Below are 24434 nucleotides of genomic sequence, written 5' to 3'. Positions count from 1 at the left end.
CTGATATGTCTATTTTTCATAAAAAAATCGATATTCATGAAGCAATTGCCGATGTCAAGGACGAATCTGTCATTATGTTCGGCGGTTTTGGGGGAGTGGGTTCACCTCCGTCATTAATCGAAGCGATTTTGGAGAGCGGCGTTAAAGAGCTGACTGTCATCTGCAATGATGCCGGATTTCCGGAAATCGGCATCGGCCCGCTTATCGTTCATAAGCGGGTGAAAAGGCTGATTGCTTCCCATATCGGCTCAAATCCTGTCGCGGGCAGACAAATGACTGACGGAGCGCTTGAGGTGGAATTTTCGCCGCAAGGGACGCTTGCTGAACGGATTCGCGCAGGCGGAGCGGGGCTAGGCGGTATTTTAACTGATATCGGCATTGATAACGCAACCGTTTGTGAAAACAAAGAAACCGTAACGATTGACGGAAAGTCCTATTTAGTTGAAAAAGCGCTGACGGCTGATTTCGCTTTTGTGTCCGCACATACTGCTGATGAATTCGGGAATCTGACGTTTGACAAAACGGCGCGCAACATGAACCCTCTGATGGCTGCGGCGGCCGAAAGAACATTTGCTGAGGCGGCAGAGATTGTGCCTGCCGGCGAACTTGACAGCGAGCATATTGTAACGCCGGGCGTTTTCGTGGAGGGTGTCGTGCAAAGTGAAGGAGTGAAGTGGAGATGGGCTTGGGAATAGCGGAAAGAGAGAGTATCGCGAGGCGGGCCGCCAGTGAAATTACCTCAGGTATGATTGTCAACCTGGGGATCGGCATTCCTTCTTTAGTGCCGAACTTTCTGCCGGCCGGCATGGAGGTAATGCTGCAGGCGGAAAACGGCGTCCTTGGGATCGGCGGCAGTCCGGAGCGCGGAGAGGAGGATGAGCTTTTATGCAATGCGGCCGGGTTTCCTGTCAGTACAGTTAAGGGTGCTTCCTATTTTGATTCAGCTCTGTCTTTTGCCATGATCAGAAAAGGGCTGATAGATATTACCATTTTAGGCGCGCTCCAAGTCAGCAGGACAGGTGATCTCGCCAATTGGCTCGTGCCGGGAAAAAAAGTGCCCGGAATGGGCGGGGCGATGGAGCTTGCCCAAGGCGCGAAAAAAGTGGTTGTCGTCATGAGCCACACCGATCAGAAAGGCCGGCCGAAGCTGGTCGAAAGCTGTTCATTGCCGCTTACAGCAGCGGGCTGTGCAGATCTCATCATTACAGAGAAAGCCGTCATCAGCATAGATGATGGGGCTTTTGTTCTTGAGGAACTGCTGAATGGCACGACCATAGACGATGTCATTCAAACAACGGATGCCGAAATCAGATTGGGAGAATGTTTTCTTAAAAGGGGGTCTGTCCATGGATCAATTAGAAAAGAAAGTCACTGAGTGGGCGGAAGAAAACACAGCAAAAGCGGTAAGCCTGCTGAAACGGCTGATCGGGGAAAAAAGCACATTCGGCCATGAATTTAACGCACAGGCAGTCGTTTTAGAAAAACTGAGACAGTTCGACATGGATATTGATGTATGGGAGCCGAGTGTCAAACATTTGAAAGAGCATGCTTATTTTGTATCGGAACGTGAAGACTTCCATGAAAGCCCGAATATCACAGCCGTAAAGAAAGGGGCCGGGGGCGGAAGATCACTGATACTGAACGGACATATTGATGTTGTCCCGGAAGGAAATCCCGCCGCATGGACGTATGAACCGTTTACCGCTGTTGAAAAGGACGGCAAAGTTTACGGCCGCGGGTCAACGGATATGAAAGGCGGCAATACAGCCCTCTTGTTTGCGTTAGAAGCGCTTGAAGCCTGCGGGATTACATTAAAAGGAGATGTTCTGTTTCAAAGTGTCATAGATGAAGAGTGCGGCGGCGCGGGAACACTGGCGGCTGTTATGAGGGGCTACAAGGCTGACGGGGCGCTTATTCCCGAACCGACTAATTTAAAGCTGTTTGTTAAGCAGCAAGGGTCTATGTGGTTCCGCATTACGGTAAGGGGATTGTCCGCACACGGCGGCACCCGCTATGAAGGGGTGAGCGCCATTGAAAAAAGCCTGCATGTCATCACAGCCATTAAAGAGCTTGAACACGTCCGCAACGCCCGTATCACAGACCCGCTTTATCGGGACGTTCCGATTCCGGTTCCCATTAATATCGGCATCGTCCAAGGGGGAACGTGGCCGTCATCGGTAGCTGACCGTGTGGTGATAGAAGGCAGGTGCGGAATAGCTCCGGATGAAACGCCCGAAGCAGTAAAAGAAGAGCTGGCAAGCTGGCTGAAAGATTTGGAGTACCGGGATGAATGGTTTAAACACCACCCGGCGGAAATAGAATGGTTTGGGGCTCAGTGGCTTCCGAATGATCTCCCGGATGAGCATCCGCTGATTTCCGCTCTGGAATCTTCTTTTGAGAAAATGAAAGGGGCAAAACCGGTTCGAGAAGCGTCCCCGTGGGGAACGGACGGAGGGCTTTTGCAGCACGCGGGACAGACGCCGGTCATCGTCTTCGGTCCTGGAGAAGTCAAGGCGGCGCATCAGGCGAATGAATACATTGAAATCCGGGCGTTAATCGATGCCGTCAAAATCATTTCTCTTTTTATCATGGAATGGTGCGGGGTGGCAGATGGGGGTGATGGAGCTGATAAAGGAACTGAGGGCTGAAAAGGGAGCGGCCGAGATTGATGCAGACCGTTTCAATGAGCGGCTCAGAGTCATTCGTTATGACGGGCAGATTACGGCGCTTATTCCGGCCGTTTTGGCAGAAGCAAAGCAAGAAGGAGCCCAAAAGGTAATTTTCTTTGCCAAGCGCGGCGATGAGCCGGAATTTGTCAAGCATCTTTTTATTGTTGAGGGTGTCATAGACGGGTATTACAACGGGCATGAGGCTGTTGTGATGGTGCGCTATTTAGCAGAGGAACGGAGACGGTCAGATTCATATGTATCAGAAGATTCGACTGTTGACCGTTTATATGAGACACCGCGGCGGGGACTGACTCAGACAGAGAGCACGCTGATGTTCAGAAAAGCGGACGAAGATGATGCAGACCGTTTAACGCACTTATATAAACATGTTTTTCTTACCTATCCGACTCCTGTCTTTAATCCCCTATATATTAAAAAAACAATGAGAGAAAACACCATCTATTATGCCGCATTCGATCAGGATCTTCTCATTGGGGCGGCAAGCGCAGATATCAATCCGGTATTGGGGCACGCTGAAATGACCGATTGCGCGGTTCTGTCAGATTACAGGGGGAACTCCGTAACAGCATACTTGTTTAAAGCGTTGGAGCAGGAACTCGCGGGCCGGGGAATCATTCATCTTTTTTCCTTGGCCCGTGCAGCGTCTTACGGGATGAATGCCGTTTTGTACCATGCGGGATACGGCTACAGAGGCAGGCTTGTGAACAACTGCCGCATTTCAGAAGGGCTCGAAAATATGAATATATGGTGTAAGACTTTACGTTTGGCCATTCATAAGGAGGAATTCGTTTGACAAACAAATGGTTTCAGCCGAAGCGTCATTGGAAGGAGATTGAATTGTGGAAAGATGTGCCGGAAGAAAAGTGGAATGATTGGCTGTGGCAGCTCACCCATACTGTAAGAACCGTCGATGACCTGAAAAAAGTCATTCATTTGACCGAAGAGGAAGAAGAAGGCGTCAGGATGTCTGTAAAAACCATTCCCCTGAACATTACGCCTTATTATGCTTCTTTAATGGATCCCGATAACCCGAGATGTCCGATCCGCATGCAGTCCGTGCCACTGTCAGAAGAAATGCACAAAACGAAATATGACCTTGAAGATCCGCTGTTTGAAGATGAAGATTCACCGGTTCCCGGTCTTACGCACCGCTATCCCGACCGCGTTCTTTTTCTGGTGACAAATCAATGCTCGATGTATTGCCGATATTGCACCAGAAGGCGTTTTTCCGGACAGATCGGAATGGGGGTGCCGAAAAAACAGCTTGATGCGGCCATCGCTTACATCCGGGAAACGCCGGAAATCCGTGACTGCCTGATTTCCGGCGGAGACGGGCTTTTAATTAACGATCAGATTCTGGAATATATTTTGAAAAACCTGCGCGACATTCCCCACCTTGAAATTATCCGGATCGGAACGAGAGCGCCCGTCGTATTTCCGCAGCGGATAACGGATAACCTTTGTGAGATTTTGAAAAAATATCATCCGGTCTGGCTGAACACTCATTTTAATACGAGCATCGAACTGACGGAAGAATCGGTTGCGGCGTGTGAAAAGCTCGTTAACGCAGGTGTTCCGGTCGGTAACCAGGCCGTTATTTTAGCAGGCATTAACGATTCGGTGCCGATTATGAAAAAACTCATGCATGATTTAGTGAAAATCCGCGTGCGTCCGTATTATATTTATCAATGTGATTTGTCAGAGGGAATCGGCCATTTCAGAGCGCCTGTGTCAAAAGGGCTGGAAATCATTGAAGGACTGAGGGGCCACACAACGGGCTTTGCCGTGCCGACCTTTGTCGTCGACGCCCCGGGCGGAGGCGGTAAAATCGCCCTGCAGCCGAACTACTTGCTCTCCCAAAGTCCGGAGAAAGTTGTGATCAGAAACTTCGAAGGGGTGATTACATCTTATCCCGAGCCGGAAAACTATATCCCGAATCAAGCCGACGACTATTTTGAATCTGTTTTTCCGGGAACGATGGCCAAACACGAGCCGGTCGGACTGAGCGCCATTTTCGCGGACAAAGAGGTTTCGTTCACACCGGAAAATGTATCGAGGATCGACAGGAGGAAAACGTTTACATCAAACCCTGATCATGAAACGCTGAAAGACCGCAGGGAAAAGAGAGATGAATTGAAAGAAAAGAAATTTATTGCACAGCAAAAGAAAGAGCAAAAAGCAGGATCGGAAGTCGGAGGTGAATCGCCGTGAAGCCATGCGAGTGGTGCGGCAATCAGAAGGCGTCAGCTTGTCAGGCGGCTGTGTACTGGGAGCTTCCTGACGGTACGAGGGCCATAGAAATTACAGAAACACCCGCATTCGCCTGTTCCTCCTGCGGCATGACTTATCAGGAGGAAGCGGTCATAGCGGAAATCGAAAATCAGCTTTTTTTAGTCGATGCAAAAAAATTACCGGAAACACTCACATATCAAGAGCTGATGGAGACAGAACGGATCTTGAAACGGAATTATTTTGACTTCTCCTAGTCTTCTTTTGTTGTAATTTCACACTTGAATTGTATAATAGTACAACAAAAGACAGTCATCAGGAGGGGAAACCCATGAAATCCTTTTATCACTATTTGATGAAATACAGGCATCCCAAGCCGCAGGACGCAATCAGCCAGTTTGCGAATCAGGCATACGAAGATCACGGCTTTCCGAAAACGTCAAGCGATTATCACGAGCTCAGTTCTTATTTAGAACTGAGCGCCGACTATTTAGAAACGATGGCGACATTTGATGAAGCTTGGGAAAAATATGAGACCGAGGTGCATCACGCCTGACGAAAAACCGCACATTGTGCGGTTTTTTTTCTGTTGAAATGACTCGCTTATGAGGTGCCGTATGATCAAATCCCGCAACGCCGTCCGTTTTGATCAGCACGTAAACACATCTTCCTGACGGCACGTATCATAAGGCAGTAGAATGTATAGCTGCAGAGTTCACCGGATCAGGCCTGCTGACGGCGGGGTCCTGGGTAAGGAGCCTCTTTTCACGGAGAAATAATCAAACTTTTAAATGAAGTGAGGGGAATCAAATGATCCATTAGGTAAGACTGATGAGGCACTGACGTTTGGACGGAATAGGGGATTTTATGTGACAAGGTTGAAGCGGATTGAAGTTGTGCCTTGCAAATATGCAGCCGGAATTGGATCTCCCTACACCTTCGATGATGTGTTTCACGGCAAATCTTGAACATCACGGCGGTGATATTGTCAATATGCCTTCGGGCCGGGTGTTTACCTTTGCGTCATAGAGAAAAAACAAAAACTCATTCAAAATAGGCGCGTTTTGTCTCAGCACTGTTACTGCAGTCGATCGAGAGCGAAATGTCATCGGACGCTTCTGTTACGGTAAGTGAAAAAACGCACAAGCATGTTGCGGTTTTTGCCATTTTGAACAGGTGCAGAAATAGATATTTCCTGTGGTTTTCATGCCCATGCGAAATGATGGCGGCCGGCATACGATAGCGTATGACAGTCCGCGGCAAGGGGGAGACAGCATGAAGCCAGATAAACCGAAATTTCAAGTGGGAGACATCGTGGTCGTCGTGATGTACGGAACCGTCGGCACCATTACGAAGGTTCATCAAATTGATAAACATTATCTTTACGAAGTCAATCATAATGAAGTGCTTTATTTTGAATCGTCCATCCAGCTTTATAAAGATTATGAGGGCGTGATCGTCGATATGGAAAAATTGGATATTGAATATGAATTTCTGATCGGCGACGTAGTATATGTAAAGGACTACGGAAAGGAATTATTCCGTGTCATCGGCCACAGAACTGAAATATGGAGATATTTAGAGGATGGCTGGGAGGATATTATTTATGAGCTGACTCGGCTGAAAGACGGAGAGTGGCTTGAAACGGAGGAAGAGGATCTCACGCTGGTTCTGAGAAAATATGAAATGGATCAGTTTGTGCATCAGCTGCTGTTTGTCCACTATGTTGGGGAAGCATCTCATGAGATCGGCGAGGATACCGTCGCGTCTGCTCTTCTTCAGTTTGAAGGCGATGCTGATGATCCCGATACCCTGCATGTGCTGGCGGTATCGATTGTAGATGAGCTGCTTGATATTTATAACGATTATAAGATTCTTTATCATTTGTTCGGTGACGAAGAATATAAAGATATGATGAATTTTGTGCTGGAAAGCCTGCGGGAGCATTTCAGCTAGCCGGCAAAAAAACGGACGGTGACATATAAAAACCAGGGCAGACAGCCGGCAAAGATTACAAACGACATTCCTTTCAGCACTTTTTCCAATACGACATCAAATCCATCTCCGTCCAATAAAGCCATCATTTTCGTCATCATCTTTTCTCCCTCCGGGGCTTGTTTTTTAAAAGTATATGAGCGGACAAAACGTTTAGAACTTTCGGGTATAATTTGAACGGTTTTTTCATAAAACATAAAAAAGGAGGCGGTGTTTGCATGAAAGAAATAGATCTTGTGATTGACACAGAAGAAATAGCTGATTATTTTTACAGTCAGCTTGCTATGCGCGGGTACATACCGAGTGAAGAGGAAATCTTCGAAATAGCCGACATCACCTTTGATTATTTATTAGAAAAATGTATGATAGACGAAGAGCTTGATGAAGACTGAAACTGCGGAACCGAAGTGAAAAAGCTTCGGTTTTTTCAATCAGCTCGGGAGAATGAAACATGGGGGGAAAACGTTGTACAAGCCAGCAAGTCTTTTCGCATTGTTTATTCTGCTCGCAGCAGCGATCCGGATAGAAGCCGTCCGGGTTTTTGATGAGCGTGTGATAGAAGCGGCTGTCAGGATCAGGGCTGCCTGGCTGAATGAATTGATGTTATGGATAACGGAGCTCGGCACGACCGCGGTGCTTTTGCCGCTTCTTCTTTTGACAGGCGCGGCTCTGTATATGTACAAAAAAACGCCGGATGTTGTTTTTTTGCCGCTTCTCTTTCTCATTGAACGGATTGTAAACATAAAAATAAAAGAATTGATTGAAAGAGCCAGACCCGCTTTTGAACCGCTCGTCCATGAAACCTCATACAGTTTTCCGAGCGGCCACTCCATGAATTCGGCAGTGGTGTATCCCGTCATCGCTTACTTTTTGATCAAGCATGTTCCGTTTTTCACGAAAAGAAAACGGGCCGTCACCGTCTTTACCGGAGTTCTCGTCATTCTGATCGGACTCAGCAGAATTTATTTGGGCGCGCATTTTCCGACGGATGTCCTTGCCGGATTCAGTCTCGGACTTTGCCTCGTTTCGCTTTTTGCGCTCTTTGACGAAAAGTATCATCTGTTTCGACAAAAATAGAGACAGGAGAAATGAGAAAAAACGCTAATACTATTAAGAAATAAGAGGGAGGGATCTTGATGCTGTTATCGCTGCCCGTGTTTAAAAAAAAGACTTGCGCCTATGATGTGACGATTTTTCAAACACCCCGCTACGGCGAGAAAAAGGGATACAGGGTCGTCTATCGGACAGAGTTGGCCGCTGACAATCATCAAGACGCACTGGAAAGGGCATTTTCTGTTTTTAATGTGCCTGATACGGTCCCAAACGACTATCAAGCCAGATTCATAGCGACCGGAGATGTCATACTCATAGACGAAGGAAGAAAAGGAAAGACCTATTACAGGCTTAACCCTGCGGGATGGAGCAAAATTAACCGGCTGCTCGTCCAGCCGAGGTAAGACGGGGCCGGCTGAATCTTCAGCCGGCTTCCGTATTGTCTGGGAAAGACAGTGTTAAGGCTTCCGTTTAGCGGCGGAATGCTCTTTTCCATGCGCTTCATCAGCTGCAATGACGTCTGAAACGGGCACGTGATTGTTCTTTTTCTGGCCGGTCACCCGGTTGCGCTGTTTTTTGCCCATTATGTTCACTCCTTTTTCTTTAGGCTTGTCATCCCGCATATTCTGCCCAAGATCGCCCTGATCATGCTGATGATTGTCTCTTACCGTTATTCAGTGTACAATGGGTGGGAGTTTGAATAGGCAGGAGGAAAAGGAAATGAGTGTACATATAAACGCAGAAAAAGGCCAAATTGCGGATACAGTGCTTTTGCCGGGAGACCCGCTCCGAGCGAAATTTATTGCGGAAACTTATCTTGAAAATGTGGAATGCTATAATGAAGTCAGAGGAATGTACGGATTTACGGGTACATATAACGGCAAAAAAGTATCAGTCCAAGGCACAGGCATGGGTGTTCCGTCTATCTCTATTTATGTGAATGAACTGATTCAAAGCTATGATGTTCAAAACTTAATCAGAGTCGGCTCATGCGGAGCCATCCGTAATGACGTGAAGGTGCGTGACGTGATTTTGGCTATGACGTCTTCAACGGATTCACAGATGAACCGTGTCGCCTTCGGCAGTGTAGATTATGCTCCTTGCGCAGACTTCGAACTGCTTCATAAAGCGTACCAGGAAGCGCAAAAAAACAATCTTCCTGTAGCGGTCGGAAGCGTATTCACCGCCGATCAGTTTTACAATGAAGACTCCCAAATCGAAAAGCTTGCCAGATACGGCGTTCTCGGCGTAGAGATGGAAACGACTGCTTTATATACGCTTGCCGCTAAATACGGCAAAAAAGCGCTGTCTATCCTGACTGTAAGCGATCACGTGTTAACGGGAGAAGAAACAACGGCAGAAGAGCGTCAAACGACTTTTCATGATATGATTAAACTGGCGCTGCATACTGTATCGTAAACTTGAGATGAGGGTTATGCTGATTAAAGCAGCCCTCTTCTTTATGCATCGCCCTGATTCAAAAAAAGAAAGGTAAGTGTAAAATGAAGAAATCCACTAAATGGTTTTCGCTCGCTGCCGCTCTCAGCGTAACCGCAATCGTGGGAACCGGCTGCAGCATTTCAGGCGGCGACAGCCACAAGGACACAAAAACAGCAGCTGAAACAAAACAATCAGATGACACATCAAGCAAAAAAACAACGAAGGCAGAAAACAGCGGTTTTGTATTGGAGAGCAAATATTTTAATGATATTAAAGAAGTGAACGGGCTTGAGACCATTCAAAACCCGACAAATACCCTTGCGCTCGTGAATAAGACATACACGCTGCCGGGAGATTATAAACCGAATGATCTCGTGATCCCGAAAGTCGAATTTTCTTTTACTGAGAAAATCGAGAAACGATATATCCGCAAACCTGCCGCCGATGCTTTGGCGGAACTATTCAGCGCAGGGAAAAAAGAAGGTTATGACCTGGTTGCCGTTTCGGGATACCGCTCTTATGACAGACAGAAAGTTATTTTCGATAATGAAGTCAGTCTGAAAGGTGAAAAAAAGGCGAAAGAAGCCGTCGCATACCCAGGGCAAAGCGAACACCAGACGGGGCTGGCAATGGACATTTCCAGCAAAAGCAACGGATATGAGCTGAATGAAGCGTTCGGAAACACGGCAGACGGCAAATGGGTGAAAGACCATGCGTATGAATACGGCTTTATCATCCGCTATCCTAAAGGCAAAGAAAATGTCACAAAGTATGAGTATGAACCATGGCATTTACGCTATGTAGGCAAAAAAGCGGCAAAAGCCATCCATGACCATCAATTAACGCTTGAAGAATATTTTAATGAAGTAAAGAAAGTGTAATAAGAAGAAGCCCGCTTGAAAAATAGAAAGCGGGCTTTCTTTATTACCAGAAGAGTAAACCTCCAAGCGCAAATCCGGTAATCAAACCAAGGCCGATACCGTAGGCTGCTCCCCAGCCTCCCCAGCCTCCCCAATAGCCGAACCCGTATCCTCTGTGACGGCCGCCGACAGGGGCGATATACACTTTGCTGTTAGTCACCCGTACGATTCTTCCGACGTGGACTCTGCCGTTTCGTTCTGTAATTCTTGCTACTTTTCCCTGGTGCTGCCGGCAAAGATGATAATAGTTTTGCATCTTTTCTCCTCCTATCCAACCTATCTTTCTATGTCAGCTTATGATAGAGTGCGGTAAAAAGGTTGGACGAAAACAGGAGGACAATCGCCGTTTTACTTGTAAGCGACAAAAGCGCAGTGTCCCATATATTCACGGTACGTCTGCATAAGCTCGTAATGAGCCGTCAGCGTATCGTAGTGAACCGGCTGAATAACGGGCGATAAATCCATTTCTGTAGTCGGCTCCTGCGCGTTGTTTTCATAGACAGCGGGAATGAAATCCGCTTTCTGAAAGCCTTGCTGAAGCAATCTCTGTTTCCATGCCGTTTCATCCTGCAATACGGTAAAACCGTAGAAGTCTTTTATCTGCGTGATGGCGTTTTCCGGCATGGGCTTTTGTAAAGCAGCTTCAATGCCGATCAGCATACCCCCGGGTTTAAGGACCCGCAGGATTTCAGACAGCGATGAATCAAGATTTGAAAAGGTGAGAACTGATTCGGAAAGAACGGCGGAAAATTGATTTTCAGCAAACGGAAGCCGCTCAAGCTCCGCCAAATAGCCCGGAATGGTTAAGCCTTCAGCGGCAAATCGTTTTGCTGCTTTTTCAAGCATAAGGGGATCCTTATCAACACAGGTGACGGGGTACAGCAGGTGGCCGAGATAAGCGGCCGTCTGTCCCGTTCCGCAGCCGGCGTCAAGAATCGGTTCGCCAGGAGGAGGAGCCGCTTTTGTGAGAACGGCTTTGGAAAAAGCGAGCCCGCCGGGGTGAGCCCCTCCGACTCCGAATAAGGACAGCATTTCTAAATATTTGCTCAAAGGCCGAATCCTCCTTTTTTCCTCAGCATATGTTGAGAGAAAAGCATAGGTTTGGGTAAACGGGAAAGAAGGGCGCCTCACGTTTGAAGTTGACGAATGAGCGTTCGTCTATGATAATAATGTAAGAATAAAAAGGTGGTGTTTTCTTGAAGCGGCAATTTAAACTGTTTTTTATTATATTGATCACTGCGGTCGCAGCCTCGGCGCTTACGCTGTTTATCACGGGCAATACGACCATTTTCGGACAAGGCTCGGCTGCTTTGACGAACAGCAAATTTGAGAAATTCAATAAAGCCTACGAGCAGATTAAAAGTGATTACTATCAAAAAACAGATGACAGCAAATTAGTAGACGGAGCGATAAAAGGCATGATCAGTTCCCTGGATGATCCATATTCTTCTTATATGGACCCGCAGGAAGGAAAGTCTTTTGAAGAAACAATTTCCGCTTCGTTTGAAGGCATCGGCGCACAAGTGGAAGAAAAGGACGGCAGCATCCTGATCGTATCGCCGATTAAAGGGTCACCCGCGGAAAAAGCGGGGGTTAAACCGAATGACCAGATCTTGAAGGTCAACGGCAAAAGCGTTAAAGGCCTTAATGTAAACGAAGCCGTCGCATTAATCCGCGGCAAAAAGGGAACAAACGTCAAGCTTGTGCTGCACAGAGCGGGTGTCGGCGATCTGAACCTGTCGATCAAACGTGACACCATCCCGGTTGAAACGGTGTACTCTGAAATGAAAAAAGGAGACATCGGCGAAATTCAAATCACATCCTTCTCCGAATCGACGGCAAAAGAGCTGAATTCAGCCATTGACAGCCTCGAAAAACAAGGAGCGAAAGGATACATTCTCGATTTAAGGGGCAACCCGGGCGGACTGATGGATGAAGCCATCAAAATGAGCAACATGTTTATCGATAAAGGTAAAAATATCATGCAGGTCGAATACAAAGACGGCACGAAAGAGGTCATGAAAGCGACGAAAGAGCGCAAAGTGACAAAACCGACAGTCGTCCTTGTCAATGACGGCACCGCGAGCGCCGCGGAAATCATGTCGGCTGCGCTGCATGAATCATCGGGCATTCCGCTGATCGGCGAAAAAACGTTCGGAAAAGGAACCGTGCAGACGGCAAAAGATTACAGCGACGGTTCTACCGTTAAACTGACAATCGCTAAATGGCTGACAGCGGACGGAGAGTGGATTCATAAAAAAGGCATCAAACCGCAATATCAGGTTAAGCTTCCTGAATATGCGAACCTGCCGTATTTAGATGCGAAAAAAACATACAAATACGGGGATTCCGGAACCACCGTCACCAATGCGCAAAAAATGCTGAAAGCGCTGGGGTACAGCGTGAAAGTAAACGGCACGTATGATAAAGCATTTGAACAAGCCGTTAAACAATTCCAAGCAAAAGAGAAACTGAAACAAACAGGCATTGTAACGGGAGACACAACGGCAAAATTGATGACGGATCTGCAAAAACAGCTTGCGGACAACGATACACAAATGAAAAAAGCCGTTGAAACATTAAATAAGAATATGAAATAGTAAAAAACACCCGATGCGTCGCTCGCGCATTGGGTGTTTTCTGTTTGCGAAAAGCCCGTCTTATGTCGTTTCCTGTTCAAAAAGGTGGCTGTTCGCCTGAATGAAAAACTGTGATTGCTCATAGTGATAGGTGACTTTTGAGTAGTCAAACGGCTGGCCGTTGGTTAAATGAAAAATCGTTTCAACGCAAAGCTTAGGCGCTCCTGTAAACAGACCTAAGTACTCCGCTTCTTCTTCATTTAACATCCCCGCGTACAGATATAAATCTGAAAAACCGCGCTTTAACCCGAGACCTTCTCGAATATAATCAAATATTGATTCTGCCACGATCTCTTTATTCAAATACGTAATAATCGATTTGTTGTAAAATGACTCTTCGATACACAATGTCAGCCCGTCAATATATCGGATTCGCTTGACATAATACACGTCGCCGTCAAGCGGCATATTCAGATTTTGGGCAGCCTCAGGCGTGGGTTTTCTCACTTCCAGCGCTAATAATTTGGAAGTGACATTAAAATCTTCAAGTGATTCTTTAAATCCCTGATTAGAAAGCAGACTGATATACCCTTTTCTTTTATTCCGTCTGACAAAAATGCCGCTTCCCCTCACTTGAAACACAATCCCCTTTTTTTCTAATAAATCTAAGGACTTGGTGATCGTGCTTTTGCTCACGTTAAACCGGGTCATTAAGGTTTGCAGCACAGGCAGTTTATCCCCCTGCTGCAGCTGATGTTCTTCTATGTATTTTTCAATATCTATCGCGATTTGCTGGTATTTTAACATATACATTCCTCATTCATTTATTGTCCCGCTTCTTTCAGAATTATAGCATAATCGTTTTTAAAAGCCATTTCGTAAATTAACTATAATTGTTTATGTATTGATAAATTATACCGGTACAATTATAATATAAACGTATAATATGAAAATAAAGGCAGGATTTCTTCTACACTTGCGAAGCGGATGCTTGAAGCGGCTGCAGTGCATTTATTCGGCATGCAAGCCGCAGTCAAATAAAGGAGGATATAAACGATGGGGACATTGCCAAAAGATTTTTTATGGGGAGGCGCTCTGGCCGCCCACCAATTTGAAGGGGGATGGAATAAAGGCGGCAAGGGGCCGAGTGTAGTGGACGTCATGACGGCAGGCGCGCATGGTGTGCCCCGGAAAATAACAGATACAATTGAAGAGCGGGAATTTTATCCGAATCATGAAGCGATCGATTTTTATCATCGTTATAAAGAAGACATCGCGTTATTCAGCGAGCTGGGTCTGAAATGTTTAAGAACGTCCATCGGCTGGAGCAGAATTTTTCCTAAAGGTGATGAAGCCGAGCCCAATGAGGAAGGATTGGCTTTTTACGACCGGGTGTTTGATGAATTGCTGAAACATGGGATTGAACCGGTAATCACGCTGTCACATTTTGAGATGCCGCTCCATTTGGCGAGGGAATATGGCGGTTTCAGAAACAGAAAAACAGTCGGATTTTTTGTAAAATTCGCTGAAGTGTGTTTTGAACGCTATAAACATAAGGTGAAGTATTGGATGACGTTTAACGAAATCAATAATAAGATGGATGTGAATAATCCGATCTTTTTATGGACGAACTCGGGCGTCGCCGTCAAAGAAAACGAAAACGCAAAAGAAGTCATGTATCAGGCCGGCCATCACGAACTGCTGGCAAGCGCATTGGCTGTTTCGAAGGGAAGGAAAATCAATCCCGAGTTCAGGATCGGCGCCATGGTATCACATGTTCCGATTTACCCGTACTCATCTCATCCCGATGATGTGATGCTGGCTGAAGAAACGATGAGACAGCGTTTTTTCTTCCCGGACGTGCAGGTTCGCGGATATTATCCAAGCTATGCGTTAAAAGAATTTGAAAGAGAGGGCTATCAGATACACTTTGAAGACGGTGATGAAGAGATTTTGAAAAACGGCCGAGTGGACTACCTCGGATTCAGCTATTACATGTCTACAACCGTAAAAAGTGATGTATCAAACGATAATACCGGGGATGTCGTAAACGGAGGATTGCCAAACGGCGTGGACAATCCTTATATTACAGCGAGTGATTGGGGCTGGGCGATTGACCCGACCGGTTTACGGTACACATTAAACCGCTTATACGACCGCTATCAGATTCCATTATTTATCGTGGAAAACGGATTCGGCGCCATCGACACATTAGAAGAGGACGGTTCAATTCATGACACAGCAAGAATTGAATATTTATCGTCACATATAAAAGCTTTGAAAACAGCAATCACATATGATGGTGTGGATGTAATGGGCTATACACCATGGGGAATTATTGATATCGTGTCATTTACAACCGGAGAAATGAAAAAACGCTACGGCATGATTTATGTTGATCGGGATAATGAAGGCAACGGTTCAATGAGGCGGCTTAAGAAAGACTCATTTGAATGGTATAAAAAAGTGATTGAAACAAACGGTTCATATGTATCCTAAAGGTGTAAAAAGGGAAGGCTTCACCGTCGTGTGAAGCCTGCTTTTTATCAGTAATTTTGAAAACGCATTCATTTAAGCGGGAAGGAGGTGACTGTCCGGCTTTTCATTTAGAATCGCTTATAAAAATAAGGAAAGGGATGGTGGTTCATGTTTTTTAAAAAAGGTCTGCACATGACGCTGGTTTTTCTTATGTTTTTCTTTTTCATATCAAGCAGCATGGAAACCGAAGTGTATGCGGCTGATCAGAGGGCTTCAGACAAAAACAAAGTAAGGGTGTGGTTCAGTTCTGAAAAAGATCCGGCTTCCCGTACGTGGTATGACGGGCCGCTGGAAGTGAAATACGCCTTAGACGAACAAACACCGCTTACATTGACAAAAAAGAAGGCTTCTGACTCCGCCGCTGTGTATATTGATCCGTCGCGCCGCTATCAAAGTGTGTTAGGTGTAGGATCGTCCCTGGAAGAATCCACAATCCATAATTTATCAAAAATGACACCCGCAAAAAGAAAGGAAGTGCTGAAAAAACTGGTTGATCCCAAAGATGGTATCGGCATGGACGTTATGCGCATAACGATCGGGACATCTGATTTTACGGCACAGGAATTTTATACGTATGACGATATGCCTGAAGGCCAAACAGATCCTAAGCTCCGTCATTTCTCGATCCAAAAGGATATTGATTTACACATTACAGCAACCATCAAGGAAGCGCTGGCGATAAATCCGGAACTGAAAATCATCGCCTCGCCGTGGAGCCCGCCGGCTTGGATGAAAACGAATGAAAACCTCAAGCGGGGAAAGCTGAAAGATAAATATATCGGCGAACTGGCCGTTTACTTCCGCAAATTTATTGAGGCGTACGAAAAGCAGGGAATTCCGATTTATGCCATGACCCTTCAAAATGAACCTTTGCTGGAAATCGACTATCCGAGCATGTTTATGCCGCCGTCTCAGCAGCGCAAACTGGCACTGGCCTTAAAAAAAGAAATGAAAAAACACGTAATTGACACGAAAATTTGGATTTATGATCACAATGCGAGCGGGGCGTGGAACTATATTCCGCCGATTTTAGATGATAAAAAAGGAAACCGGGCGGCAGACGGCATCGCTTTTCACGATTATGACGGTGACCTTTCCGTCATGTCGGAAATCGGAAAGAGATATCCTGATCAATCTATTCACTTAACGGAGCGGTCTGTCTGGGGGACGGCAGGGGCGGACCGGATCGCGCAGTATTTCCGCAACGGCGCGTCGAGCTACAATGCGTGGGTGACGATGCTCGACAGTCAAATCAAGACGCATCATTGGATAGGCACCCCAGACCCGACGCTGTTTATTCAGGATGCTAAAAACCCTGACCGCTATTGGAATATCCCGATCTTTCATATGACAGGCAACTTTTCAAAATTTATCGACCGGGGAGCAAAGCGGATAGAAAGTAATTACGGCTCCAAAAACACAGTCTCGAATGTATCGTTCCTTAATCCTGATCAATCCATTGTGACAGTCGTAATCAACCAGACATCCGCCGAACAAAAATTCCATGTCGTTTCAGAAAATCGGCAGTTTGAAGCTGTCATCCCGGCTAAAACTGTGGCTACCTACAAATGGAAGTGAAAAAAGTAAAAAACCGGCACATTTACGTGCCGGCTTCTTTCTGTTAAGCGCCTTTTTGGTTCAGTTGATCAGAAGGAGCTTTATTGAATAAACCGTCTTTGACGGCGTTTGAAGCCGCTTTTTTTACAAAAAACGGGTTAAGGATAATAACGGCTGCCATGTTAGCGGTCAAACCCCAAAAGCCTTCATATATACCGTGGGCGGATTGGGTGATATTTACCGTGAATGTCACGATAAGACCGACGAGAAGACCGATAATTGTCGCTTCTTTCGTTTGATTCTTCCAAAACAGACTGACGGCGATAGCCGGAAAGATCTGAACCATGCCGGAAACACCGAGAAGCTGAAGGGTAACGAGCGCAGTCGGGAACAGCATGCCGAATAAAAGCGCGAGCCCAATGACGACAAATACCATTGAACGGGTGATCATCGTCAGCTTGCTTGGTGACACATTCGGGTGAATCAAATCCCGATATAAGTTATTCGCAAATAAGTTTGATGCCCCGATGGCCATGATAGAGCAGGGAATCAATGACGCAAGGGCAATCGTGGAGTAAGCAAAGCCCTGCGCGACTCCGCCGTAAGACGTTTGAATCAGCTTCAATAAAGCGAGCCGCGGATTGGTATCTTCCGGCAGGACAAGAAACGCGATAAAGCCGAGAAAAATAACAAGAATCAAAACAATATTATAAAGCGGCAGAAACATGCTGTTTTTGCGGACGGCATCTGCGCTTTTTGCCGTAAATACGCCGGTTGCCGCATGCGCCCACATAAAGAGCGCCAGCGCAGATACGATCGAAGCTGTGATAAACCAAGGAATTCCTTTCGGCCCCGAATCCGGGATCGTCAGCATTTGCGGCGCTTTTTCAGCCAGAGTGTGAATCATCGGCGTCCAGCCGTGAAAATGGATCAGCGGGAGTGAGACGACCATAAACAGCATAATCACCCACACCAGAATGTCTTTAATAATCGCCGTAAAGGTCGGCCCTTTAATTCCGCTGAAAAAAGTATACAGCGCTACAAGAATAAAAGAGATGATGACGACCATATTGACATTAATGACACCCGTTCCGGCCACCTGAAGCGTATCTTGAATTCCGCTCAGCTGGAGACAAATATAAGGAATGAGCATAAGAACGCCGACAATGGCGACAAGACTGGCCAAAAGTTTACTGTCAAAACGCTCACGGGCATAATCGGCAAGTGTCGTTAATTTGTGTATTTTTGCCACTTTCCACAGCTTCGGCAGAAAGAAATAGGCGATAAAATACGCCAAAACAGAATACGGGATTGCAAAAAAAGCAACGCTTCCCCCTGTGTAGGCTGTGCTTGTTAAGCCTAAAAACGTATAAGCCGTATAAAGATCCGCGCCGACTAAAAACCAGACGAGGAGCCCCCCGAACCGTCTGCCGCCGACAGACCATTCCTCAACAGAAGTGCGTGATGATTTGTCTCTCCCGGCTATAAAGCCGATGCAGACAACGGTTAAAACGATGATGGCTGTAATGATCAATGCTGTTATATTTGCGGGCATCAGTCCAGTCCTCCTTGTTTCTTCTGCAGCCTATAAATAAGAAACGAACATAATGGAGTGACTGCGATCCATAAAAGCAGCCAGAAATGAAAAAAAGGCAGCCCGATAATGATCGGATGAACCCGATTAGCGGCTGACAGCAGGGCCAGCTGGCTGAAAGGGATTAAGATGAGAACGAAAATTAGTGCTTTTCTGACCATTTACTTTCCTCCTGAAACTTGATAATGCTCCTTATCATAGCAGGTGTCAGATAAGATCACAAGATATTTTTCAGAAAAAAAAGAATTCTATTACTTTTTTAACTGAAAGACTTTAGTTGCATCTTCATTCATATTAAATTAGAATAGTTAATATCTCGAAATCAAGATATTTAGGAGTGAATACGTTGGATACACAAGGATTGCACCATGTTACCGCATTTGCAAAAGATCCTGCTGAAAATCTTCGGTTTTATACTGAAGTGCTGGGTTTGCGGCTCGTTAAAAAAACCGTTAATTTTGACGACCCGGCCACTTATCACTTTTATTTCGGCAACCAAAACGGAGAGCCGGGCACGATCATTACATTTTTCCCTTTTCAGGGAAGCCGCCCGGGAACCGTGGGAAAAGGGCAGGCCGGAAGAATTTATTTCTCCGTGCCGAAAGGAGCACTCGCGTTTTGGAAGCGCCGGCTTGAAGAAAACGGCTTGTCTGTAAAAGAACAGATCATGCTGTCTGAACAAGTGCTTCTCTTTAATGATACAGAAGACCTGCCGCTTGCCATAATGGAAGATGAAAGAAACGGACAGAGTGAATGGACTCCTTCGGGCATTACTGAAAAAGAAGCGATCACAGGCATGAGAGGTGTTCTTCTGTACTCGTACCGTCCTGAAGCAACCATTCAATTTCTCATAGAACGCTTCGGTTATTCAAAGACAGGAGAAGAACATCAGATTGTCAGGCTGCAATCGGAGGCGCGGATCGGACATATTATAGATGTTGACCTTGCGCCGAAAGAAACAGGTATCGGCGGTTACGGGACAGTTCATCATGTCGCTTTCCGCACTAGTGAAAAAGAGCAGGCGGAGTGGAAGGATATTCTTGCTGATTCTCATCTTGCTTCATCTGACATTCTTGACAGGTCTTACTTCACATCAATTTATTTCAGGGAAAGCGGCGGCATTTTATTTGAAATGGCAACCGATGAACCGGGCTTTATGACGGATGAATCCTTTGAAAATCTCGGAACAGAGCTGAAGCTTCCGGAATGGCTGGAAGAGCATCGCAGCCAGATTACAGCTGTTCTGCCCAAAATGGAGAAAGGAGAATGATGATGAAACATGTGTTTGAACAGGGAACGTCAGAAAATGTTCTGCTGCTTTTGCACGGAACGGGAGGAAATGAACATGATCTTCTGTCGCTCGGACGTTTTATCGATCCGAACGCAAGTCTGCTCGGGGTCAGAGGATCAGTGTCGGAAAACGGCATGCCCCGTTTTTTTAAGCGGCTGAAAGAAGGCGTATTTGACGAGAAAGATTTAATTGAACGGACGGAAGAATTAAAGAATTTTATTGAGGAAGCGGCGCAAATGTACGGATTCAGCAGAGAAAACGTGATTGCTGCCGGCTATTCAAACGGCGCCAATATTGCAGCAAGTCTTTTGTTTCATTATAAGGATGTACTGAAAGGAGCGGTTCTGCATCATCCGATGGTGCCGATACGCGGAGTGAAGCTGCCTGATATGGAAGGGCTGCCTGTGTTTATCGGTGCGGGAAAACGCGATCCCCTATGTACAAAAGAAGAATCGGAGGAGCTTTATCAGTATCTGACAGCTGCTCATGCATCCGTTGCTCTTGAATGGCAAGAGGGCGGTCATCAGCTCACACAGCAGGAAGCAGAGCAGGCACGAACCTGGTACAGTGAGCGATTCCTATAAAAAACCCTTAGTCTGCTTAAGCGGACTAAGGGTTTCTTTCATCTTACAGCCAAGTTGACACTTTAGATACAGGCAGCCGGTTGCTTTTATGCGCCGGCTTAACGGCTTTACCGATTGAAATCAGCATGACGGGCACGAAACGCTCGCTCACGTCAAATTCCTTAACGAATTGCTCTTTATTGAATCCGCCGATCGCGCAAGTGTCGTAGCCTTTTGCTTTAGCGGCAAGCATCAGCTGCATCGCTGCTAAAGAAGCGTTTAAAAATGCTGAATCACGGGCAAACTGATCATTTTGGTATGCACCGTTAATCTGGCCTAAAAGCGTTTGTTTAATCTCTTCTGTGATATTGCCTTGCTCAGCCAGTTCAGCATAAACGTCTTCACCATTTTCATTTGCTTTTAAGTCGCCTAATACGGCAATAACTGCTGATGAATCAATAATCTGTTTTTGATTAAAAGCAACCGGAAGCAGGGCAGCTTTTGCTTCATCACTGTGAAAGACTTGAAAATGCCAATGCTGAAGGTTCCAGGCGGAAGGCGCTTGCGTAGTGATTTCAAGGAGTTCTGTTAATTCCTCTTTTGTAATGACCGCGTCTTTATCGTATTCTTTAACAGATGCGCGTTCTTTTAAAACGTCTAATACGGATGTCATCATGTTTCCTCCTTCGGATAAACGTGTTATCATAATAGAAAAGTTAGAAGCTTACTAAATGTAACTCGGAAACTAATTTTAATGGATCACAAAAAACTTGTCAATTCATAGATGAAGGGATGAACTCACGTGGGATATACAATGTGTCCTAAAATGGAATCCGCTTTTTCCCTTTTGGGAAAGCGCTGGAACGGCCTCATTATCCATGTACTGATGGACGGGCCGAAACGATTTAAAGATATGACCGAAACGATACCGACAATCAGCCAAAAAATGCTCGCGGAGCGGCTCAAAGAGCTGGAACAAAATGAAATCGTCGAGCGTCAGGTGCTGCCTGAAACACCTGTCAAAGTCATTTATAAACTGACTGATAAAGGCTTGGCCCTGCAAGCCGTTTTTCAGGAAATGCAAAAATGGGCAGACAGTTTTTGCGAGCCCGGGGGATCTGCCAACGACACATGTGATGAATAACAAAGGCTGCCCAAGGCAGCCTTTTCTTAATGATAATGTTTACTCGTTATAAAAACCATTAATATCAAAATTGTTCAGATTGAGATTCAAGCCTTTTAATTGCTTTAATAAAGCATCAAATGTAAGGAAATAATCATTTTTACATTCCGCCGGGACATCATTTGGAGAAAATAGTTTCATTCCTCCCTCAATCCACTGTTTCCGGTATAACTGAAATGCTGCTTCAATTAAATGATCAGGCGTTACAATAAACCCTAGGCTTACGTCATGGTCTTCGCTGTAACCGAATTCAAACCCGCAGCAGGGGCAAATATCAAATGTTTTTTGATATTCGCCGTTATAAACGGGACTTGTCTCTAATCCTTTAAATCCGCATATCAAACAAGGGTACAACTCACTAACCAACATATATCCCTCTTTTATTCAGTTTGCAATCATTCAGAACAAGCGGGGAGGCCTTTTACAGTTTCCCGGTTAAAAACTGAGCCTCACCAAGCCCGAAGCTCCAATCGGCGTTCCCGTTTTCCGTAATGGAAATCATGACGTCCTCGGGTGATATGCCGCATTCTGTTTCAAGCTGATCAGCCATCAGTTGATATAACGTTTCTTTTTGATGTTCGGTGCGCGCTTTGCTGACAATGCTGATGATGACAAGATCTTTGCTTCTTTTGAAACCGAGCCCGGTATCTTCAATGATAAGCTCATGAGGCCGATGCTGGTGAACGATCTGATAACGGTCCGTTACAGGGACGTCAAAAGCTTTAACCATGGCGTAATGGGCGGTATCCAGTAATTTTTTTAATGCTGCGTCATCCCGGCCTTCAATAACGTCAAAACGAAGTAATGGCATATTTTATTCCCCCTGATGGTTTTATATCATGTCGCAACTTGTAAAAAAGTATAACAGTTAATCAAAATGTAATCAAATTATAACCAAAATATTTATGCATTAATGCAATATCAGAGAGAGGCACATGTTGTTACAATCGCCCAATCAATTTCCTCATTTTATGAATACGCTTAAGAATAGGCAGACATAAAGGAGGAAAAACATGTACCCTCGTCATGCATTGTATAGCGGGAATTTCGGTCCTGCCGGATTTCCGGCGAGAAGTCCTTTTTTGTTCGGCGCTCCTTTATTCGGCGGATTTTTAGGCGGTCTTCTCGGAGGCGTGATTGCCACAGGTTTTACAAGACCCCGCTATCCGTACGGGTTCGCCGGTTACGGATACGGAGGCGTCCCATACGGCGGTTTCGGGCCGGGAGCCGGCGGTTATCCGCCATTTTATTAAAGAAAAAACGGCCTGCATCGCGCGGGCCGTTTTTTTTATCTTAAAATCTCCACTTCCGATAGATTGTAGTCTTCCTGTTTTGAAAACATAACTTCAATCATCCCGTCTTTATAGACTGCTTTTGTTCCTTTTCGTTTGACGAGGCTCGGAAGGACGATTTCTTTTTTTCCTTCTCCCAGACTGCTGTTCTCTACAACGAGGCTGTGTGACGTATGCTTAATCCTGATACGGTCGAGTTCTTCTTGTTCGGCGGGAATTTTCGCAAAAACATGATCGGATGTTTCAAAAAGGTCAATTTCCGGCTTGGGCGGTTCCGCTTCGACCGGATCGGCCTTTTTGGACATTGGGTCGCGAAAAGGGAACTGTCCGGCATAACCGGCGCCGAATACGCTTTCCATCACTCGGTTGACATATGTCTCGACATCTTTCGGATCAGCATTTTTAAACGTTTCTTTAGAGAACTGATTTTGGAAGGGAAAATATCTGTTCCAATCAAACACGGCATCTCACCCTTTCTTAACGGACAACATAGTATATGCCCGCCGGAAGCTTCCCGTGATATAATATAATCTGTTTACAGAAAGGAAGGGGAAGGCCGTGCAAGGGAATAACGCAAGAAAAGGAATCATTTATACCGCTTGTTCTTTCGCCATGTGGGGGCTGTTTCCGGTCTATTGGAAACTTCTTGAACAAATACCCGCATTGGACATTTTAGCTCACCGGATTTTATGGTCATTTGTTTTCATGTGTGTGCTTTTAACTGTGCTTAAGAAGTGGAAAACCGGATGGCGTGAACTGCGTCTTTTGAAATCGGAAGGGGGCCTGCTGGCGCTTTTTTTCGCTTCCGTTTTAATTTCCGTTAATTGGTTTGTGTACATATGGGCCGTCAATCACGGCTTTTTGCTTGAAGCAAGTCTCGGGTATTACATTAATCCGCTCGTTTCCGTTCTTTTGGGCATCCTATTCTTAAAAGAAAAGCTTAACAAGATGCAAACAGCAGCCGTTTCTATTGCCGGGGCGGCCGTGATCATATCTGCGTTTCAATATGGCGCGGTTCCTTATATCGCATTGCTGCTTGCATTCAGCTTCGGCCTGTACGGCTTATGCAAAAAAAGAACCCGCATGTCCAGCACGATGGGACTGACGCTGGAGACGCTTTTGATTACCCCGGCTGCACTTATTTATTTAGGATATACAGCTGACGGGAGCACTTCCGGGTCCTTGGGGGCAGGAACATGGGCGCTCCTATTTTTCGCAGGCGTATTTACGGCCTTGCCGCTGTTGCTGTTTGCAGAGGGGGCAAAGCGTCTGCCGCTGTATCAAGTCGGCATTTTGCAATATATAGCGCCGACCATTACCCTTATGCTCGGCGTATTTGTGTATCATGAACCGTTTTCCGGGCAAAAAGCGTTTACCTTCATTTGTATATGGGCAGCATTGCTTTTGTTTACCTTTTCACAGATCAAATGGAAGCGGCCGATAAAAAGCCGCTAAGCCTTTCGCTTTCCAGCGATAGCTTAAATTATGTATAATCATTACGAGTATGTAA

The 24434-nt window shown here is 45.8% G+C and carries 32 protein-coding genes; 21 read left to right on the top strand and 11 right to left on the bottom strand.

The genetic code is table 11. The annotated features are described in order from the left end of the window. The first annotated feature begins 5 nt into the window (after positions 1–5). The 8 genes from OTK50_RS05585 to OTK50_RS05545 all read left to right on the top strand — a co-directional run bounded on the left by OTK50_RS05585 (position 6) and on the right by OTK50_RS05545 (position 6875). A complete protein-coding gene (locus OTK50_RS05585; protein ID WP_012117777.1) occupies positions 6–695 on the top strand; it encodes a CoA transferase subunit A in 690 nt (229 codons plus the stop codon). Next, a complete protein-coding gene (locus OTK50_RS05580) occupies positions 680–1375 on the top strand; it encodes a 3-oxoacid CoA-transferase subunit B (RefSeq protein ID WP_007612023.1) in 696 nt (231 codons plus the stop codon). Before OTK50_RS05585 ends, OTK50_RS05580 begins: the two co-directional genes overlap by 16 nt. Then, the gene (locus OTK50_RS05575) at positions 1341–2648 is read left to right on the top strand and encodes a peptidase (protein ID WP_224224353.1); all 1308 of its coding nucleotides are present in this window, start codon (positions 1341–1343) and stop codon (positions 2646–2648) included. Before OTK50_RS05580 ends, OTK50_RS05575 begins: the two co-directional genes overlap by 35 nt. Further along, positions 2611–3483, top strand: coding sequence for a putative beta-lysine N-acetyltransferase (gene ablB / locus OTK50_RS05570; RefSeq protein ID WP_224223598.1), 873 nt, complete (start codon positions 2611–2613; stop codon positions 3481–3483). The genes OTK50_RS05575 and ablB overlap by 38 nt, the downstream gene beginning before the upstream one ends. After that, positions 3480–4901: a lysine 2,3-aminomutase gene (gene ablA, locus OTK50_RS05565; RefSeq protein ID WP_044802197.1), complete on the top strand. Its 1422-nt coding sequence runs from the start codon at positions 3480–3482 to the stop codon at positions 4899–4901. Before ablB ends, ablA begins: the two co-directional genes overlap by 4 nt. Continuing rightward, a complete protein-coding gene (locus OTK50_RS05560; RefSeq protein ID WP_020955949.1) occupies positions 4898–5176 on the top strand; it encodes a YokU family protein in 279 nt (92 codons plus the stop codon). The genes ablA and OTK50_RS05560 overlap by 4 nt, the downstream gene beginning before the upstream one ends. A 74-nt stretch (positions 5177–5250) precedes the next feature. Continuing rightward, the gene (locus OTK50_RS05555) at positions 5251–5475 is read left to right on the top strand and encodes a YozE family protein (RefSeq protein WP_007407941.1); all 225 of its coding nucleotides are present in this window, start codon (positions 5251–5253) and stop codon (positions 5473–5475) included. A gap of 719 nt (positions 5476–6194) precedes the next feature. Continuing rightward, positions 6195–6875 carry a hypothetical protein gene (locus tag OTK50_RS05545; protein WP_014418138.1) on the top strand — a complete coding sequence of 227 codons (681 nt, stop codon included), beginning with the start codon at positions 6195–6197 and terminating at the stop codon, positions 6873–6875. On the opposite strand, the gene OTK50_RS05540 is transcribed toward OTK50_RS05545, so the two are convergent. After that, positions 6872–7015: a hypothetical protein gene (locus tag OTK50_RS05540; protein WP_032866258.1), complete on the bottom strand. Its 144-nt coding sequence runs from the start codon at positions 7013–7015 to the stop codon at positions 6872–6874. The two genes, OTK50_RS05545 and OTK50_RS05540, sit on opposite strands and share 4 nt — an antisense overlap. A gap of 117 nt (positions 7016–7132) precedes the next feature. Here OTK50_RS05540 and OTK50_RS05535 point away from each other — a divergent pair, with 117 nt between their 5' ends. The 3 genes from OTK50_RS05535 to OTK50_RS05525 all read left to right on the top strand — a co-directional run bounded on the left by OTK50_RS05535 (position 7133) and on the right by OTK50_RS05525 (position 8371). Next, entirely contained in the window at positions 7133–7306 is a 174-nt protein-coding gene (locus OTK50_RS05535; protein ID WP_003153696.1) for a YozD family protein, read from the top strand. A 73-nt stretch (positions 7307–7379) separates the two neighbouring features. Next, the gene (locus tag OTK50_RS05530) at positions 7380–7991 is read left to right on the top strand and encodes a phosphatase PAP2 family protein (protein ID WP_224223597.1); all 612 of its coding nucleotides are present in this window, start codon (positions 7380–7382) and stop codon (positions 7989–7991) included. A 59-nt stretch (positions 7992–8050) separates the two neighbouring features. Continuing rightward, positions 8051–8371 (top strand): YodL domain-containing protein, encoded by a 321-nt coding sequence (locus OTK50_RS05525; protein ID WP_003153700.1) that lies wholly within the window; start codon positions 8051–8053, stop codon positions 8369–8371. 54 nt (positions 8372–8425) lie between these two features. On the opposite strand, the gene OTK50_RS05520 is transcribed toward OTK50_RS05525, so the two are convergent. After that, positions 8426–8551: a hypothetical protein gene (locus OTK50_RS05520; RefSeq protein ID WP_003153701.1), complete on the bottom strand. Its 126-nt coding sequence runs from the start codon at positions 8549–8551 to the stop codon at positions 8426–8428. A gap of 136 nt (positions 8552–8687) precedes the next feature. Between OTK50_RS05520 and deoD the strand changes: the two genes are divergently transcribed. Both deoD and OTK50_RS05510 read left to right on the top strand, forming a co-directional pair. Beyond that, complete coding sequence (deoD, locus tag OTK50_RS05515) at positions 8688–9386, top strand: purine-nucleoside phosphorylase (RefSeq protein ID WP_003153702.1); 699 nt, start codon at positions 8688–8690, stop codon at positions 9384–9386. Between the two features lie 83 nt (positions 9387–9469). Continuing rightward, complete coding sequence (locus OTK50_RS05510; protein ID WP_105937615.1) at positions 9470–10288, top strand: M15 family metallopeptidase; 819 nt, start codon at positions 9470–9472, stop codon at positions 10286–10288. Positions 10289–10331: 43 nt separating this feature from the next. Here the strand turns inward: OTK50_RS05510 and OTK50_RS05505 are convergent, their stop codons facing one another. Both OTK50_RS05505 and OTK50_RS05500 read right to left on the bottom strand, forming a co-directional pair. Continuing rightward, the gene (locus OTK50_RS05505) at positions 10332–10583 is read right to left on the bottom strand and encodes a hypothetical protein (RefSeq protein WP_007612011.1); all 252 of its coding nucleotides are present in this window, start codon (positions 10581–10583) and stop codon (positions 10332–10334) included. Positions 10584–10675: 92 nt separating this feature from the next. Further along, positions 10676–11377 (bottom strand): class I SAM-dependent methyltransferase, encoded by a 702-nt coding sequence (locus OTK50_RS05500; protein WP_007407947.1) that lies wholly within the window; start codon positions 11375–11377, stop codon positions 10676–10678. 146 nt (positions 11378–11523) lie between these two features. Between OTK50_RS05500 and OTK50_RS05495 the strand changes: the two genes are divergently transcribed. Further along, positions 11524–12927, top strand: a complete 1404-nt coding sequence (locus OTK50_RS05495; RefSeq protein WP_007612009.1) for a S41 family peptidase — start codon at positions 11524–11526, stop codon at positions 12925–12927. Positions 12928–12987: 60 nt separating this feature from the next. Here OTK50_RS05495 and OTK50_RS05490 read toward each other — a convergent pair whose 3' ends face one another. Beyond that, positions 12988–13713 (bottom strand): GntR family transcriptional regulator, encoded by a 726-nt coding sequence (locus tag OTK50_RS05490; protein ID WP_105937616.1) that lies wholly within the window; start codon positions 13711–13713, stop codon positions 12988–12990. 249 nt (positions 13714–13962) lie between these two features. On the opposite strand from OTK50_RS05490, the gene bglA reads away from it, so the two are divergent. Together bglA and OTK50_RS05480 are read left to right on the top strand one after the other, a co-directional pair. Further along, a complete protein-coding gene (bglA, locus tag OTK50_RS05485; protein ID WP_224223596.1) occupies positions 13963–15405 on the top strand; it encodes a 6-phospho-beta-glucosidase BglA in 1443 nt (480 codons plus the stop codon). 147 nt (positions 15406–15552) lie between these two features. After that, the gene (locus OTK50_RS05480; RefSeq protein ID WP_224223595.1) at positions 15553–17022 is read left to right on the top strand and encodes a glycoside hydrolase family 30 protein; all 1470 of its coding nucleotides are present in this window, start codon (positions 15553–15555) and stop codon (positions 17020–17022) included. A 43-nt stretch (positions 17023–17065) separates the two neighbouring features. Here OTK50_RS05480 and OTK50_RS05475 read toward each other — a convergent pair whose 3' ends face one another. Together OTK50_RS05475 and OTK50_RS05470 are read right to left on the bottom strand one after the other, a co-directional pair. Beyond that, positions 17066–18556: a sodium:solute symporter family protein gene (locus OTK50_RS05475; RefSeq protein ID WP_007612001.1), complete on the bottom strand. Its 1491-nt coding sequence runs from the start codon at positions 18554–18556 to the stop codon at positions 17066–17068. After that, a complete protein-coding gene (locus OTK50_RS05470; RefSeq protein WP_007612000.1) occupies positions 18556–18756 on the bottom strand; it encodes a DUF3311 domain-containing protein in 201 nt (66 codons plus the stop codon). The genes OTK50_RS05475 and OTK50_RS05470 overlap by 1 nt, the downstream gene beginning before the upstream one ends. Before the next feature lie 185 nt (positions 18757–18941). On the opposite strand from OTK50_RS05470, the gene OTK50_RS05465 reads away from it, so the two are divergent. Both OTK50_RS05465 and OTK50_RS05460 read left to right on the top strand, forming a co-directional pair. Further along, the gene (locus tag OTK50_RS05465; RefSeq protein WP_224223594.1) at positions 18942–19865 is read left to right on the top strand and encodes a ring-cleaving dioxygenase; all 924 of its coding nucleotides are present in this window, start codon (positions 18942–18944) and stop codon (positions 19863–19865) included. 2 nt (positions 19866–19867) lie between these two features. Further along, positions 19868–20470: an alpha/beta hydrolase gene (locus tag OTK50_RS05460; RefSeq protein WP_224223593.1), complete on the top strand. Its 603-nt coding sequence runs from the start codon at positions 19868–19870 to the stop codon at positions 20468–20470. 43 nt (positions 20471–20513) lie between these two features. Here OTK50_RS05460 and OTK50_RS05455 read toward each other — a convergent pair whose 3' ends face one another. Then, positions 20514–21122, bottom strand: a complete 609-nt coding sequence (locus OTK50_RS05455; RefSeq protein ID WP_003153727.1) for a nitroreductase family protein — start codon at positions 21120–21122, stop codon at positions 20514–20516. A 129-nt stretch (positions 21123–21251) separates the two neighbouring features. Here OTK50_RS05455 and OTK50_RS05450 point away from each other — a divergent pair, with 129 nt between their 5' ends. Continuing rightward, positions 21252–21593: a winged helix-turn-helix transcriptional regulator gene (locus OTK50_RS05450; RefSeq protein ID WP_012117759.1), complete on the top strand. Its 342-nt coding sequence runs from the start codon at positions 21252–21254 to the stop codon at positions 21591–21593. Positions 21594–21632: 39 nt separating this feature from the next. On the opposite strand, the gene OTK50_RS05445 is transcribed toward OTK50_RS05450, so the two are convergent. Next, complete coding sequence (locus OTK50_RS05445) at positions 21633–22001, bottom strand: hypothetical protein (RefSeq protein WP_174737578.1); 369 nt, start codon at positions 21999–22001, stop codon at positions 21633–21635. Between the two features lie 52 nt (positions 22002–22053). Further along, positions 22054–22443 (bottom strand): tautomerase family protein, encoded by a 390-nt coding sequence (locus OTK50_RS05440; protein ID WP_007611992.1) that lies wholly within the window; start codon positions 22441–22443, stop codon positions 22054–22056. A gap of 202 nt (positions 22444–22645) precedes the next feature. Here OTK50_RS05440 and OTK50_RS05435 point away from each other — a divergent pair, with 202 nt between their 5' ends. Continuing rightward, positions 22646–22885, top strand: a complete 240-nt coding sequence (locus OTK50_RS05435) for a hypothetical protein (RefSeq protein WP_224223592.1) — start codon at positions 22646–22648, stop codon at positions 22883–22885. A gap of 35 nt (positions 22886–22920) precedes the next feature. Here the strand turns inward: OTK50_RS05435 and OTK50_RS05430 are convergent, their stop codons facing one another. Next, positions 22921–23385: a hypothetical protein gene (locus tag OTK50_RS05430; RefSeq protein ID WP_003153738.1), complete on the bottom strand. Its 465-nt coding sequence runs from the start codon at positions 23383–23385 to the stop codon at positions 22921–22923. 97 nt (positions 23386–23482) lie between these two features. On the opposite strand from OTK50_RS05430, the gene rarD reads away from it, so the two are divergent. Further along, a complete protein-coding gene (rarD, locus tag OTK50_RS05425; RefSeq protein ID WP_029326150.1) occupies positions 23483–24379 on the top strand; it encodes an EamA family transporter RarD in 897 nt (298 codons plus the stop codon). The last annotated feature ends 55 nt before the right edge of the window (positions 24380–24434 follow it).

Origin of the sequence: Bacillus sp. NEAU-CP5, from assembly GCF_026420705.1 — a bacterium.
GTDB lineage: Bacteria > Bacillota > Bacilli > Bacillales > Bacillaceae > Bacillus > Bacillus velezensis.
The sequence above is the reverse complement of the archived record's forward strand: the minus strand, read 5'-3'. Positions and strand labels throughout refer to the sequence as shown.

Coding starts and splice junctions, on each gene's coding strand:
- OTK50_RS05585 (WP_012117777.1), top strand. CDS start 6: ATGTCTATTTTTCATAAAAAAATCGATATTCATGAAGCAATTGCCGAT.
- OTK50_RS05525 (WP_003153700.1), top strand. CDS start 8,051: ATGCTGTTATCGCTGCCCGTGTTTAAAAAAAAGACTTGCGCCTATGAT.
- OTK50_RS05545 (WP_014418138.1), top strand. CDS start 6,195: ATGAAGCCAGATAAACCGAAATTTCAAGTGGGAGACATCGTGGTCGTC.
- OTK50_RS05490 (WP_105937616.1), bottom strand. CDS start 13,713: ATGTTAAAATACCAGCAAATCGCGATAGATATTGAAAAATACATAGAA.
- OTK50_RS05540 (WP_032866258.1), bottom strand. CDS start 7,015: ATGATGACGAAAATGATGGCTTTATTGGACGGAGATGGATTTGATGTC.
- OTK50_RS05510 (WP_105937615.1), top strand. CDS start 9,470: ATGAAGAAATCCACTAAATGGTTTTCGCTCGCTGCCGCTCTCAGCGTA.
- ablB (WP_224223598.1), top strand. CDS start 2,611: ATGGGGGTGATGGAGCTGATAAAGGAACTGAGGGCTGAAAAGGGAGCG.
- OTK50_RS05440 (WP_007611992.1), bottom strand. CDS start 22,443: ATGCCATTACTTCGTTTTGACGTTATTGAAGGCCGGGATGACGCAGCA.
- OTK50_RS05435 (WP_224223592.1), top strand. CDS start 22,646: ATGTACCCTCGTCATGCATTGTATAGCGGGAATTTCGGTCCTGCCGGA.
- OTK50_RS05520 (WP_003153701.1), bottom strand. CDS start 8,551: ATGGGCAAAAAACAGCGCAACCGGGTGACCGGCCAGAAAAAGAACAAT.
- OTK50_RS05475 (WP_007612001.1), bottom strand. CDS start 18,556: ATGCCCGCAAATATAACAGCATTGATCATTACAGCCATCATCGTTTTA.
- OTK50_RS05580 (WP_007612023.1), top strand. CDS start 680: ATGGGCTTGGGAATAGCGGAAAGAGAGAGTATCGCGAGGCGGGCCGCC.
- OTK50_RS05505 (WP_007612011.1), bottom strand. CDS start 10,583: ATGCAAAACTATTATCATCTTTGCCGGCAGCACCAGGGAAAAGTAGCA.
- OTK50_RS05480 (WP_224223595.1), top strand. CDS start 15,553: ATGTTTTTTAAAAAAGGTCTGCACATGACGCTGGTTTTTCTTATGTTT.
- OTK50_RS05445 (WP_174737578.1), bottom strand. CDS start 22,001: ATGTTGGTTAGTGAGTTGTACCCTTGTTTGATATGCGGATTTAAAGGA.
- OTK50_RS05535 (WP_003153696.1), top strand. CDS start 7,133: ATGAAAGAAATAGATCTTGTGATTGACACAGAAGAAATAGCTGATTAT.
- OTK50_RS05555 (WP_007407941.1), top strand. CDS start 5,251: ATGAAATCCTTTTATCACTATTTGATGAAATACAGGCATCCCAAGCCG.
- bglA (WP_224223596.1), top strand. CDS start 13,963: ATGGGGACATTGCCAAAAGATTTTTTATGGGGAGGCGCTCTGGCCGCC.
- deoD (WP_003153702.1), top strand. CDS start 8,688: ATGAGTGTACATATAAACGCAGAAAAAGGCCAAATTGCGGATACAGTG.
- OTK50_RS05455 (WP_003153727.1), bottom strand. CDS start 21,122: ATGACATCCGTATTAGACGTTTTAAAAGAACGCGCATCTGTTAAAGAA.
- OTK50_RS05470 (WP_007612000.1), bottom strand. CDS start 18,756: ATGGTCAGAAAAGCACTAATTTTCGTTCTCATCTTAATCCCTTTCAGC.
- OTK50_RS05460 (WP_224223593.1), top strand. CDS start 19,868: ATGAAACATGTGTTTGAACAGGGAACGTCAGAAAATGTTCTGCTGCTT.